At 63.1% G+C, this 13106-nt stretch carries 13 protein-coding genes and 1 pseudogene; 6 read left to right on the top strand and 8 right to left on the bottom strand.

Features of this window, described 5'->3' with window-relative positions:
- Positions 1-108: 108 nt before the first annotated feature.
- The gene (locus BFN10_RS02235) at positions 109-981 is read right to left on the bottom strand and encodes an undecaprenyl-diphosphate phosphatase (protein WP_071488256.1); all 873 of its coding nucleotides are present in this window, start codon (positions 979-981) and stop codon (positions 109-111) included.
- A gap of 168 nt (positions 982-1149) precedes the next feature.
- On the opposite strand from BFN10_RS02235, the gene BFN10_RS02240 reads away from it, so the two are divergent.
- Entirely contained in the window at positions 1150-1656 is a 507-nt protein-coding gene (locus BFN10_RS02240) for a GNAT family N-acetyltransferase (RefSeq protein ID WP_071488268.1), read from the top strand.
- Here the strand turns inward: BFN10_RS02240 and BFN10_RS02245 are convergent.
- Complete coding sequence (locus tag BFN10_RS02245; RefSeq protein ID WP_071488257.1) at positions 1634-2578, bottom strand: GlxA family transcriptional regulator; 945 nt, start codon at positions 2576-2578, stop codon at positions 1634-1636. The genes BFN10_RS02240 and BFN10_RS02245 overlap by 23 nt on opposite strands.
- 159 nt (positions 2579-2737) lie before the next feature.
- Between BFN10_RS02245 and BFN10_RS02250 the strand changes: the two genes are divergently transcribed.
- Together BFN10_RS02250 and BFN10_RS02255 are read left to right on the top strand one after the other, a co-directional pair.
- The gene (locus BFN10_RS02250; RefSeq protein WP_071488258.1) at positions 2738-3415 is read left to right on the top strand and encodes a type 1 glutamine amidotransferase domain-containing protein; all 678 of its coding nucleotides are present in this window, start codon (positions 2738-2740) and stop codon (positions 3413-3415) included.
- Between the two features lie 78 nt (positions 3416-3493).
- Positions 3494-4612, top strand: a complete 1119-nt coding sequence (locus BFN10_RS02255) for an alkene reductase (RefSeq protein WP_071488259.1) — start codon at positions 3494-3496, stop codon at positions 4610-4612.
- On the opposite strand, the gene BFN10_RS02260 is transcribed toward BFN10_RS02255, so the two are convergent.
- Both BFN10_RS02260 and BFN10_RS02265 read right to left on the bottom strand, forming a co-directional pair.
- Complete coding sequence (locus tag BFN10_RS02260) at positions 4613-5599, bottom strand: NAD(P)H-quinone oxidoreductase (RefSeq protein WP_071488260.1); 987 nt, start codon at positions 5597-5599, stop codon at positions 4613-4615.
- Positions 5596-6828: a YbfB/YjiJ family MFS transporter gene (locus tag BFN10_RS02265; protein WP_071488261.1), complete on the bottom strand. Its 1233-nt coding sequence runs from the start codon at positions 6826-6828 to the stop codon at positions 5596-5598. The genes BFN10_RS02260 and BFN10_RS02265 overlap by 4 nt, the downstream gene beginning before the upstream one ends.
- Positions 6829-6940: 112 nt before the next feature.
- Between BFN10_RS02265 and BFN10_RS02270 the strand changes: the two genes are divergently transcribed.
- Positions 6941-7816: a LysR family transcriptional regulator gene (locus BFN10_RS02270; RefSeq protein ID WP_071488262.1), complete on the top strand. Its 876-nt coding sequence runs from the start codon at positions 6941-6943 to the stop codon at positions 7814-7816.
- Between the two features lie 77 nt (positions 7817-7893).
- Entirely contained in the window at positions 7894-8280 is a 387-nt protein-coding gene (locus tag BFN10_RS02275; protein ID WP_071488263.1) for a DoxX family protein, read from the top strand.
- 55 nt (positions 8281-8335) lie between these two features.
- Here BFN10_RS02275 and BFN10_RS02280 read toward each other — a convergent pair whose 3' ends face one another.
- From BFN10_RS02280 to BFN10_RS02290, 3 genes are all read right to left on the bottom strand, one after another.
- Positions 8336-9154, bottom strand: a complete 819-nt coding sequence (locus BFN10_RS02280; RefSeq protein ID WP_071488264.1) for an alpha/beta fold hydrolase — start codon at positions 9152-9154, stop codon at positions 8336-8338.
- An 89-nt stretch (positions 9155-9243) separates the two neighbouring features.
- A complete protein-coding gene (locus BFN10_RS02285) occupies positions 9244-10635 on the bottom strand; it encodes an alginate export family protein (protein WP_071488265.1) in 1392 nt (463 codons plus the stop codon).
- Positions 10632-11528, bottom strand: coding sequence for a VOC family protein (locus BFN10_RS02290; protein WP_071488266.1), 897 nt, complete (start codon positions 11526-11528; stop codon positions 10632-10634). The genes BFN10_RS02285 and BFN10_RS02290 overlap by 4 nt, the downstream gene beginning before the upstream one ends.
- 140 nt (positions 11529-11668) lie before the next feature.
- On the opposite strand from BFN10_RS02290, the gene BFN10_RS02295 reads away from it, so the two are divergent.
- The gene (locus BFN10_RS02295; RefSeq protein ID WP_071488267.1) at positions 11669-12736 is read left to right on the top strand and encodes an NAD(P)-dependent alcohol dehydrogenase; all 1068 of its coding nucleotides are present in this window, start codon (positions 11669-11671) and stop codon (positions 12734-12736) included.
- A 93-nt stretch (positions 12737-12829) separates the two neighbouring features.
- Here the strand turns inward: BFN10_RS02295 and BFN10_RS29985 are convergent.
- Positions 12830-12981, bottom strand: a pseudogene (locus BFN10_RS29985) (hypothetical protein); the annotation flags it as partial.
- Between the last annotated feature and the right edge of the window lie 125 nt (positions 12982-13106).

A 13106-nucleotide genomic window follows, 5' to 3' on the forward strand; every position in this document is an offset into this window, starting at 1 on the left:
GGGCTTGCCCTCGATAGCTGTGTGTCAGTCAACTTATATGCAACTGACACTGCGCAATCGGGGGCAAGCCCCCTCCCACATTGGATCGGATGTGTTTTTTGAATTGAGTCAGCTCAACAGCCCAGTACTGACCGCCACAATCAGGAACACCCCCAACAGCGCGCGGTAGATCACGAACGGCCAGGTGGAGAACCGCTCCAGGAACTTCATCAGGCCCCAGATCGCAAAGAACGCCGAGACGCTCGCCACCACCAGACCGAACAGCAGATGCGGCCAGGCATGGGCCGGCATGTCGGCGTGCAGCAACACCCACAACTCCTTCAGCCCGGCGAGGGCGATGGCCGGCAGGCCCAGCAGGAAGGAGAAGCGTGCAGCTTCCTCACGCTTGAAATTGAGAAACAACGCAGCGGTCAGCGTAGAGCCGGACCGCGATACCCCCGGAATCAACGCGCCAATTTGCGCGATCCCGACGATCAACGCATCGCGCAGGCGCATTTCGCTCACTTCACGGGTGTGGCGTGCGCGTACTTCCGCCACAGCCAGCAGCACCGCCATCACCACGCAGGAAATGCCGATCACCATCAGCCCACGCAGCGGCGAGTTGCAGGCATTCAAGGTCGACGACAACGCCAGGCCGGCAATCCCGATGGGAAGGGTCGCCAGCACAATCGCCACCGCCAGCTTGAACCAACGGTCGTTGTAGTCACCCCGACGCACCGCGCCGATGCTGCCGGTGGTGACCTGGCGCACATCGCGCCAGAAGTAACTGACCACCGCGGCCAGCGCCGCCAGTTGCATGGCCGCGGAAAACGCCGAGCCGGGGTCTTGCCAGCCGAGCAGGGCGGGCACCACGCGCATGTGGGCGGTGGACGACACCGGCAGCAGTTCGGTAATGCCCTGGATCACGCCAAGGATGAAGATCTGTAGGTAATCGAGGGAGGCAAAACCCACATCCAGGCCGGCGGTACACATGTTGGTCAAAATAGGTGTCCTTGAAGAGCAGAGGCAAATTTCACGAAGTTTATTCGAAATGTTTCAAGGTTTCGGGCGAGGCAACACCTATTTGCAATCGGTTCAGCAAGTAGAAAGGTTGGCCTCTCCTCGCGTTTTGTGAACAATGGCGCCCTGCGTTTTTTCACCGAGAGCCCCATGCCCGAAGTCACCGTCGAATTGATCCAGACCGGCCCCGAAGCCGCCGAGCTGATCCGTAATCTCTACCAGTACTACGCCTATGAGTCGTCCGACTGGGAACAGGAAGATGTGGAGGCGGACGGCCGTTTCTACATCCATGACGAACACCTGGCCCGCTACTGGCAAGACCCGCAATGGAGCGCCAACCTGCTGCTGGTGGATGGCTACATTGCCGGCTTCCTGCTGATCGAAGGCAGCGAATTGCCAGACATCGATGCCCTGGAGCTGGCCGATCTGTTCATCCTCAAGCGCTATCGCCGCAAAGGCATCGGCCGCGCCATCGCCAGCCAGGTGCTGTGCAGCGGCCAGGCCAATTGGCTGGTGCGGTTCTATGACCAGGACGAAGTGTCCCAGGCGTTCTGGCGCACGGTGCTGGATAACCTGCCGCGCCCGGTACAGACGATAGAGCTGGAGGATGACCCGCAGTTGGTCAGTTACCTGATTACGCGGGCGGCCCTGCATTAAAGGCCTGTTGCATTACCGCCGGCGGCTGCCCGAACGCCCTCAGGAACGCCTGGCGCATGCGCTCGCGGTCGCCAAAGCCGGTTTCGCGGGCCACCACCTCCACCGGGTGACGGCTGGTTTCCATCAGTGCCCGGGCGGCTTCCACGCGCAGGGCTTCGATGGCTTTGGCCGGTGTCTGCCCGGTTTCCTCACGGAACACCCGGCTGAACTGGCGCGGGCTCAGCCGGGCGACATCGGCCAAGGTCTCCACCGTGAGGTCGTGGGTCAGGTTCTCACGGGCGTAGGCCAGGGCCAGTTGCACGCGGTCTGACTTGGGGTCCAGCTCCAACAGCGCCGACAGTTGCGATTGTTCACTGCCGCGACGTTGGGCAATCACCAGTTTGCGCGCAATGCGCCGGGCGAGGTCGCTGCCCAGGTCGTTCTCCACCATGGCCAACGCCAGGTCCACCCCGGCGCTCATGCCGGCACCGGTCCACACCTGGCCGTCCACCACGAACAATTTGTCTTCTTCCAGCTGGATGTGCGGGTAGCGCTTGCGAAAGGCCGGCGCGTGAATCCAGTGGGTGGTGGTGCGCTTGCCTTCCAGCAGGCCGGCTTCGGCCAGCACGAAGATGCCCATGCACAATGAGGCGACGCGCCGCGACTGGGCAGAGGCGGCCTTGACCTGTTCCAGCAGGTTGGCTTCCGGCAGGCGAAACTCCATGTAGCCGCCGACGATCAAGGTGTCATAGCCCTCGGCCCGAATGGGTGTGGTGTTCACCGAAAAGCCCTGGGATGTCATCACCGCGCCGCCGGTCTCCGAGACCAGGTGAAACGCATAGGCCGGCTCGCCGCGCAACAGGTTCGCGCACTCGAACACCGAGCCCACGCTGAGGCTCAGGCATTCGAAATTCGGGTAGACCAGCAGCGCAACGCTGTGCATCGTGTTTCTCCAGGGGGCAGGGGAGACGCGATTGTCGGCGGCTGGGCGAGAAACGGCAACTGCCGTCGAGCAATGTCCGAAAACCTTGCGGATATGACGTTGTGAGGCGACGCCCAGGCTCCTAAGCTTCAACCCACAGTCATCCCGAGGCACTCGACAATGAAAGTATTGATGGTATTGACCTCTCACGATCAGTTGGGCAACACCGGCCGCAAGACCGGCTTCTGGCTCGAAGAATTTGCCGCACCTTATTACGCGTTCAAGGACGCCGGCGCCGAGGTGGTGCTGGCATCCCCGGCCGGCGGCCAGCCGCCGTTGGATCCGGTGAGCGATCAGCCGGACTTCCAGACCGACCAGACCCGCCGCTTCGCCGCCGATCCGGCCGCGCAACAGGCCCTGGCGACCACGCTGAAGCTGGATTCGGTCAACGCCGATGCCTTCGACACCGTGTTCTACCCAGGCGGCCACGGCCCGCTGTGGGACCTGGCGGAATCGCCGGTTTCCATCGCGTTGATCGAGTCCTTCGAGCGTGCCGGCAAGCCGATCGGCTTTGTCTGCCATGCACCGGGTGCCTTGCGTCATGTCAAGGCGGTCAACGGCGAGCCGTTGGTCAAGGGCCGGCGTGTCACCGGTTTCTCCAACTCGGAAGAAGCCGCCGTTGAATTGACCGATGTAGTGCCGTTCCTGGTGGAAGACGAGTTCAAGAAGCTGGGTGGCCTGTATGAGAAAGGCGCTGACTGGCAGTCCTTTGTCATTACCGATGGCTTGCTCGTCACCGGGCAAAACCCCGGCAGTTCCAGCGATGTCGCCAAGGCCCTGCTGAAACTCACCGCCTGACTCAATAAACCGCTTGATGCATTGGCGACTTGAATAAGTCGCCAATGCTTTCGCGCGCTCGTAATCTGGAAGAATGAGATGACCGTTTTAAGTACCCCGGTGAAACTGGGTCACCACACACTGAACAACCGTATTGTGCTGCCACCGTTGACGCGCCAGCGCAGCGCCCAGCCGGGCGATCTCGCCACTGACTTGATGGCCGAGTATTACCGCCAGCGCGCCAGTGCCGGCTTCATGGTCAGTGAGGGCACGCAGATTGAACCGCGTGGCCAGGGTTACGCGTGGACGCCGGGCATTTATACGCCGGCGCAGATCGACGGCTGGCGCAAGGTCACCGAGGCGGTGCATGCCGAAGGCGGGGTGATCTTCGCCCAGTTGTGGCATGTCGGTCGGGTGTCCCACAGCGCGTTGCAGCCTGAGGGTGCCGCACCGGTCGCACCTTCTGCTATCCAGGCAATTCAGGCCAAGGCCTTTATCGAAACGGCGCCGGGCGAGGGGCAATTGATGCAACCGCCTGTACCGCGTGCGTTGACCACGCAGGAGGTCAAGGACCTGGTCGGGCACTACGCCCAGGCAGCGCGCAATGCACTGGATGCGGGGTTTGATGGGGTGGAAATCCATTCAGCCAATGGCTACCTGGTCAACCAGTTCATCTCGGCCCACGCCAACCAGCGTGACGACGAGTACGGTGGCTCGCTGCACAACCGCCTGCGCTTCCTGCGCGAGATCGTCGAAGCAGTGACCGCCGTGGTCGGGCCCGAGCGCCTGGGCGTGCGCTTCTCACCATTGTTCAGCGGCACCGACCAGGACCGGGTGTACATCGGCCTGGTGGAAGACGACCCGCACCACACCTACATTGAAGCGATCAAGGTATTGGAAGCGTCGGGCATCGCCTATGTGTCCATTGCCGAAGCCGACTGGGATAACGCCCCGGTATTGCCCGAATCATTCCGCCGAGCGGTACGCGACACCTTCAGCGGGCGGATCATCTATGCCGGTCGCTACACCGCTGAACGCGGTGCAGCACTGGTTGAAGCGGGGCTGGCGGATCTGATCGCGTTCGGGCGGCCGTTTATCGCCAATCCGGACTTGCCGCAGCGAATTTTCAACGACTGGCCGTTGAACCCGCTGCGGGCGGAAGGGATGTATGGGGGAGGCGAAGCGGGTTATGTCGACTACCCGGTGTTCGCCGGGTAATCAAACCACCCGCAACACAATCTTGCCAATGTGATCGCCACCTTCCATCCGCGCATGCGCCTGATCGGCCTGGGTGTAATCGAACACCTGGTCGATCATCGGCAGGCAGCGCCCGGCTGCCAGCACCGGCCATACGTGCTCGCGCAGTTGGTCGGCGATGGCGGCTTTCTCGTCCTTGGTACGGGCGCGCAGCAAGGAGCCGGTGACGACGGCGCGTTTGCCGAGGATGGTCAGCAGGTCCACGTCATTGGCCTTGGCGCCGCCGAGGAAGCCCAGCATCACCAGGCGCCCGTCCATGGCCAGGGCCTTGAGGTTGTTGTTGAGGTAGGAGCCGCCCATGATGTCGAGGATCACATCGACACCTCGAGCCCCGATCACCTCGGCAAAATCCTGCTCGCGATAATTGATGGCTTCAGCGCCCAGGGCACGGATGGCCGCACATTTCTCTTCGCTGCCAGCGGTGGCGAACGCCTGGATACCGAACTCGCGGCACAGCATCAGGGCGGTGGTGCCGATCCCGCTGGTGCCGCCGTGGATCAGCACGCGCTGGCCCTTGTGCGCGCCGCCGATGCCGAACAGGTTGGCCCACACGGTGAAAAAGGTTTCCGGGATGGCGGCGGCTTGAATCCACTCCATGCCTTCGGGAACCGGCAACGCCTGGCTGGCGGGCACCGTGCAGTATTGGGCGTAGCCGCCGCCATTGGTCAGGGCACAGACCCTGTCGCCAATCGCGTATTCGCTGACCCCTTCGCCCAGCGCGACCACTTCGCCGGCCACTTCCAGGCCGGGGATCGGGCTGAAGCCGGGTTTCATCGGGTACTTGCCGGCACGTTGCAAGGCGTCGGGGCGGTTGACACCGGCGGCGTGCACGCGGATCAGGATTTCGCCGGGGGCCGGGGAGGGCACCGGTTCCTGGCGCGGCTTGAGCACCTCGGGGCCGCCGGGCGTGGTGATTTCAATCAGGGTCATGTCGGTAGGCAGGGTCATTTGGCAAATCCTGTAAGAGGGAGCGTATGGGTTGGGACCGTGTCGAGCGGTCGACGGTTCAGCACAATCATGCCCAGTTCCAGGGCCAGGGCGACCACGATGGCGCCAGCGGCAATCACGAACAACAGCGCATGCTGGCCACCGCTGCTGTTGAACAGTGCCGAGTAGGCAAACCCGGACAGTGCCTGGAAGGTAGCAAAGGAGACGGTGGCGCGGCTCCACGCTACCTGCTGCTGATGATGGTTGGGCAGCAATTCATGCACCCGCGCCAAGGCCAATGGCACGATGCCTGGCGGGAACGAACCGAGGATCACCGCCAGTACGGCAAGGGCAGTGAAAGAACTGGCCAGCGGCAACAGACCGACGGCAATCGCCTGCACCACCAGCACCACACGGATACTCAGGCGTGCTCCGAGTTTATCGGCGAGAAACCCGTAGCTTACCGGCCCCACAATCGCGCCCAGGCCGTACATCACCCAGACCATCGCGCCGATGTGCGCACCCTCACCCAGGCCACGGGCCACGTAATCCACCAGGAACACCATCGCCGGCACCAGGCCTGCGGCCATGAAGGCGTACTGGGCGAACAGCAGGTACACGCCGGACGGCATCCGCGCTGAAGTGGCCATTGGGGCCGCTGCTTCATGCAGCGTAACGCCGGGCCAGGCGAACCAGCTGGCCGCCGTCAACAGCGACGCCAGCAGGCCCAGGCCCAGCCACGTCTGCTGCAAGCCCAGGCTCAACAGCGGCGGCACCAGTGTGCCGGAGCCGGCAATGCCCAGGCCGATGCCGAGGAAGATCGCGCCACTGGCCAGGCCCCGGCGTGCGGCCGGTACGTGGGGCAATACGGTCGCGGCCACCAGCACCATGATCGCGCCGCCGGCAATCCCCGACAGCAGGCGCCAGGCGAAGAACCACACCACCGACAGCGGGAAGGCACAGGCGAAGAAGGCCAGGGTTACCGCCACCATCATGATGCGCAGGGCGGTCGTATTGGAGGTGCGCTGGGCGATGGGCCGGCCGATCAGCGCACCGATCAGGTAACCCACCAGGTTGGCGGCGCCGAGGTAGACCACGTCATTGGCGGAAAACCACTGGGCCTGGATCAGGCTGGGGATCAGCGGTGTGTAGGCAAAGCGTGCCAGGCCGATACTGACCAGGCTGGCACACAGGCCGGCAAAGATCGGCAGCCAGACCGCGCTGCGGGATGGTGCGTGGGAGTCGAGCATGATGGCTGTCCTGAAGTTTTTTCTGCGGCGGTCAGCATATCGGGTTTTTTCGATGCAATAATGCAGCGAATTAGCGTCATGATGATGCATATCTGCATCAATGGGAGACCGCATGAATTGGGACGATGCACGGGTATTCCTGGCGGTGTGCCGCGAATCCACATTGCGCGGCGCCGCACGGGTGCTGGGCGTGGACCAGGCCACCGTGGGGCGCCGCGTCAACGCCTTGGAAAAGTCCTTGAACGCAACCTTGTTCCTGCGCACCTCCGAAGGCTACGCGCTCACGGCGGTCGGCGAAGCGGCGTTGCTTTCGGTGGAGAAAATGGAGCGCTCGGCCCTCGACCTGGAGCGCCAGATCCAGGGCCTGGATGACCGCCTGACCGGCACTGTGCGGGTCAGTACCACCGACTCCCTGGCCATCGACTTCCTGATCCCGGCCATCGCCTGCCTGCACGACAAACACCCCGACGTGCGCGTGCAACTGGACGCCTCCACGCAGATCCTCAGCCTGGCCAAGCGCGAAGCCGATATCGCCGTGCGCAACCAGCGCCCGGATAACCCCGACCTGATCGCCCGGCGTATTGCGCGCTGGCCGCTGGGGTTGTTTGCGTCCCAGGGTTACCTCGAGCGTCACGGCGTACCTGAGCCGGGCAGCCTGTTCGAAGGCCATGACCTGGTGGTCTACCAACCTCACCTGCAAAGCCAGAAGGACATGACCCTGGTCTCCGAGCCCCTCGGCCGCGGGCGCATCGTTGCTGCCTTGAGTTCCAGCCTGCTGGTGCGCCGCTCCATCGCTGCCGGCATCGGCATCGGCGAAATCCCGGTGTGCACCGGTGAGCGCGACGGGCTGGTGCGCCTGTGGCCGGAGCGCACCCGACCCTTGCCATATGACGTATGGCTGGTGACCCACGCCGATCTGCGCCACACCGCACGGGTGCGGGCGGTGATCGATGAAATCGTCGCGGCGTTTGCCGGCACCGGGGAGTGAGGTCAGCACAGGCTTGCAAGCGCGGCGGTGGCCCGGTCGACACAATCGTTGTTTGTGGCAATCAACCGAGAGCACGTATGAACGAATCGACGCGTCAGGACCTGGGACTATTGTTTCTGCGGATCAGCGGGGCGCTGTTCCTGCTGTGGGTGCATGGCTTGCCCAAGTTGCTCAACTACAGCGAGCAATTGCAGCTGATCGAAGACCCGTTTCACCTGGGGGCGAACATCACGTTGCTGCTGGCGATTTTCGCTGAAGTGCTATGCCCGCTGCTGATCATCGCCGGGGTGCTGGTGCGCCTGGCGTGCCTGCCGATCCTGGCGGTGCTGTTGATCGCTTTGTTGGTGGTGCACCCGGAGTGGACGTTGTTCGAAGGGCAGTTCGGTTGGCTGCTGTTGATCATCTTCACCACCTTGCTGATCAGCGGCCCCGGTCGCCTGGTCCTGGGCCAGCGTTTCTCCTGAGCAAAAAAAGGCCGGGCAAGCCCGGCCAAAATAAGGAGAGGGTGGTGCAGGTGTTTCAGCGTTGCAGGAACGTCAGCAGGTCTTCGTTCAACTGCTGCGCGTGGGTCACGGCGAAGCCGTGTGGCGCGTCCTTGTAGACTTTCAGTTCGGCGCCCTTGATCGAGGCGGCCGCCACTTTGCCGGTGGTTTCGAACGGCACGATCTGGTCGCCATCGCCGTGGATCACCAGGGTCGGCACGTCGATTTTGGTCATGTCCGGGCGGAAGTCGGTTTCGGAGAACGCGGTCACGCAATCCACCGTCGACTTGAGGGATGCCAGCATCGCCACCTGCAGGGTCTGGGTCAGCACGCCTTCAGAGACCTTCTGGCCCTGGTTGATGCCGAAGAACGGCGTGTTGAAGTCGCTGATAAATTGCGCACGGTCTTTCAACAGGCCGGCCTTGATGCCATCGAACACTTCAGTCGGCACGCCCTGCGGGTAGTCCGGTTTCTGGCCGAACAGCGGTGTGACCGCGCCCAGCAGTACCAGGCCGGCCACGCGTGCGCTGCCGTGGCGTGCGATGTAGCGGGCGACGTCGCCACCGCCCATGGAGAAGCCCACCAGGGTCACGTCCTTGAGGTCAAGGTGTTCGATCAGCTGGGCGATATCGTCGGCGAAGGTGTTGTAGTCGTTGCCGGTCCAGGGTTGATCCGAGCGGCCGAACCCACGGCGGTCAAACGCGATGGTGCGAAAGCCGCGGCTGCTCAGGTATTCCATCTGGTATTCCCACATGTCGGCGTCCAGCGGCCAGCCGTGGCTGAACAGCACGGGTTTACCGCTGCCCCAGTCTTTGAAATAGATCTGGGTACCGTCTTTGGCGACGAATGTGCTCATGAACATCTCCTTATCGAGGGGGGATAAAACGCAGGATCACTATTGCCGTTAACCGGCTCGAGGGCTTGTACGGGTGTGCTTGCTTGGGGTTACCAACTGAACTTGAGCTCGACCCCCAGGTAATTACTGTCGTCACCGCCGGCATCGCGCAGGGTCTGGCCCACGTCGTAGTGCACGGCCTCGACGGCGCCGGTGAGGTTGGGGCTGAACACATAATCGGTGCGCACTTGCGCATAGGCGCCGGTCCAGCGATCGCCCTGGCCTGCGGTGCCAGCCACCGGCAGGTTGGGCTGGGTGTAGACCGCGTCGCTGGTGGTTTGGCGCCACAGCAGGCCGATGGCGGTTTGCACGCTGAGCCTGTCGATCGGCTTGAGCGTGATCGACGGCTTGACGTGAATCAGGTTGCTGTAGCCGGTGTAGCCCGCCAGGGAAAAATAGTAGCCGTTGGGGAACAGCGGGTTGAAGGTGCCGACGTTGCCATCCCCGGTTTTGCGGTCGCCCGAGGCGATGTCCAGTTGCAGGCCGATGCGCGGCTTCCAGGCCAGGCTGTCGAAGGTGTAGCCGGTACGGCTGCCACCGGCCCAGGCGCGAATGTCCTTGTTGCCGACCGAGCCGCTTTGCAGCATCGCTTCGATGTCCCAGTCAAAGCCCATGGCCGCGCCGCCCAGGCGTGCGTCGAACAGGTGGCGGGTCTCGTCGCCGTCGGCGTCCAGGTAGTGGGCGGCGGTGCGCTCATACACGCCGTAGTAGGCGGACAACTCGTTCTTGCCGCCCACCAGTCGCTCCACACGGACCATGTGGAAGCGCGCATCGCTGTTGGATTTGTCGTCGAAGTGACGCCCGTCCTGATACTGCACCGGCTGGCTGGCGATCCCGATAAAACGCCAGTTGGAGGTCTCCCAGTCGGCCCACAGCGCATCGAAGGACTGCCGCACATTCGGGCCGTCCCGCGATGAGATGAAGCGCTGCAGGTCGAAGGCAAAATCCTGGCGCCCGACACGGGCCTTGAGAGTCCCACTGCTGAAGGTATTCACGTACTCGGCGAAGGCCAGGCGCAGATCGACGCGATTCTGGTCGGCGCCGCCGATCGTGGTCTTGTCGTACGCCCGCGCATCTTCCAATTGGGTGAACACCCGCCAGTGCTCGTTCAGATGCAGGTCGGCGTGGAGCTGGAAGCGTTGGATCAGGTAGCGATCACGCTTCACATCCCGCACGCCGAAGCCACTGGCATCGTTCATCTCGAAACGCTCGCGCAACGTCGCGCCCAGGGACAGGTAGGTGTAGGGGGTCGCGCTGGACAGCGGGATGTACTTCAAGCTGTCCAGCGGCTGCGTGCGCAGCGCCGGGTCCTGCAAAACCGACCAGTCTTCCTGCCAGCGGTTGGCCTTGATGGCCGGGCGTGTCGCTTGCTCGTCGGCGTGGACGCTGCCGACGAGCAGCGGCCACAGCACGGCCAGGCCCCAGCCTGTGCGGCGCGTCATTTTGCGGTGTTGAGTTGATGGATCTCCGCGACGTAGCCGCCCGGAAATTCCACCAACGCACTGCGACGGCCTTTGCTGTCGAACGCAGGCACTAACACTTTCGCGCCGGAGCCGGTGGCCTTGCCCAGGGTGGCCGTCAGGTCAGCCACTTGATAGCCGGTGGTCTCGTGGCCGAACGGGTAGGGCAGTTGGCCGTTGGTGACCAGCACCGCCATGCGCCCGAATGGCGATTCGATGTCGACGCGACGGTAGTTGCCGTTGGCTTGGCCGATATCCACGCCAGGGGCGTGTTTGTCATCGGCCAGGACTTTGCCGTGGGAGAAGCCGATAAACGATTTGATAAAGGTGTCGGCACGCTCGGCACTGAGGTACACGCGGTTTTCCGGCACGGTCTGGAACGCGGCGTAATCCGGGGTCTTGGTGTGCCAGTAAAGCTGCATGTTCACACCGCCCGGCCACTGCACCACCGCGTCACGCCCGATCGGGTCGGGAAAGTCGCTGACGATCACCGCCGCGCCGTTCTCCCGGGCGGCCTTGAGGGCGACGTCCATGTCCTTGACCAGGTAACCGTTGCGCTCCTGGCCGAACGGGTGCGGGATCGGCGTGGTGAAACCGAACAGCGACACTGTGCCTGCCGGGGTCTGCAGCAGTTGCGACGTGGTGCTGCTGGGCACCGGCAACACGTTCACCACCACTTGGGGCGTGCTTTTGCCGCCGAATGTGGCCAGGAAGCTCTGGGTAAAACGCTCCACATCGGCCGGTGCCACATAGACGTGGCTGGTGTCGTATTGCGGGGCCACGGCGACCGCCGGTGTAGCGGCGAAGGCGCTGTTCATCATGGCCCCGGCCAGCAAGGTGACTGCCAGCGATACCGTCCTGACTTTTCTACACATACCCACTCTCCCGCGTTTTGAGAAAGTCTCGATCTTAGGGACGGGGCCGACCGGCGGATTGTACGGACGTGCTCGGTTGAACGATTCAGCGTCTATGCTGGTCATCTGACTCCCAGCATCCGATCACACAGGTGAACGAAATGGCCAAGACTTACAGCTACGCCGCCCAGAACGCCAAGGATTCCCTCAAGCCCTACACCTTTGAGCGCCGTGCGCCGGGGGCGGATGACGTGCAGATCGACATTCTCTATTGCGGGGTCTGCCACTCCGACCTGCACACCGTGCGCAACGAGTGGAACAACACCCTTTACCCTTCCGTGCCTGGCCACGAAATCGTCGGCCGTGTCACGGCGGTCGGCGCCAATGTGCAGCAGTTCAAGGTGGGTGACCTGGCCGGTGTCGGCTGCATGGTCGACAGTTGCCAGCACTGCGCGTCCTGTACCGAGGGCGAGGAGCAGTACTGCGAGAACGGCTTTAACGGCACTTACAACGGCCCGGTGTTCGGCGGTGAAAATACCTTCGGCGGCTACTCGGACAGTATCGTGGTCAAGGAAAAGTTCGTCCTGCGCATCTCCCACGATGACGCCAACCTGGCTGCCGTGGCGCCGTTGCTGTGCGCCGGCATCACGACCTATTCGCCGCTGCATCATTGGAAGGTCGGCCCCGGCAAGAAAGTCGGCGTGGTCGGCCTGGGTGGCCTGGGCCATATGGCAGTGAAAATCGCCCATGCCATGGGCGCCCATGTGACGCTGTTCACCACCTCACCGAACAAGCGCGAAGACGGCCTGCGCCTGGGCGCCGACCAGGTGGTGGTGTCGAAGAACCCGGACGAAATGGCCAAGGTTGCCAACAGCCTGGACTTCATCCTCAACACGGTTGCCGCGCCGCACAATCTCGATGCGTTCCTTAACTTGCTCAAGCGTGACGGCACCATGACCCTGGTCGGCGCGCCCGACAGCCCGCATCCGTCGCCCACGGTATTCAACCTGATCTTCAAGCGCCGCAGCCTGGCCGGTTCGTTGATCGGCGGCATCCAGGAGACCCAGGACATGCTCGACTTCTGCGCCAGGCACGGGATTGTCTCGGACATCGAGATGATCGATATCCAGGGTATCAACGAGGCGTATGAGCGGATGCTCAAGGGCGATGTGAAGTATCGGTTCGTGATCGATATGGACAGCTTGAAAAAGGAAAGCCAAGCGGCGTGAAACGCACTCCCTGAACCGCTGTAGAACCCTTGTGGGAGGGGGCTTGCCCCCGATAGCAGTCGGGCAGTCACCGCATCATTGACTGACCCGCCGTTATCGGGGGCAAGCCCCCTCCCACATTATTTTGTGGTGTGCCTGGACCGAGAGGTGCTCGTACAGAATCGTCGCACCCACCAACATCAACACCACCCCCCGACCATCTCCGCACACTTGCCCACCAGATCATGTGCAGCCCCAGCCCGACCAGCAGGGTAAACGCGATCCAGTGCTCCCAGTCTCTGGCTGAAACCCTCCCGTTAAGAGCGAACACTGCAACTGTGGCGAGCGGGCTTGCCCCGCGTTGGGTTGCGAAGCGACCCTGGAAGGAGGA

It is taken from the genome of Pseudomonas extremorientalis (assembly GCF_001870465.1).
Classification (GTDB): Bacteria; Pseudomonadota; Gammaproteobacteria; order Pseudomonadales; family Pseudomonadaceae; genus Aquipseudomonas; species Aquipseudomonas extremorientalis.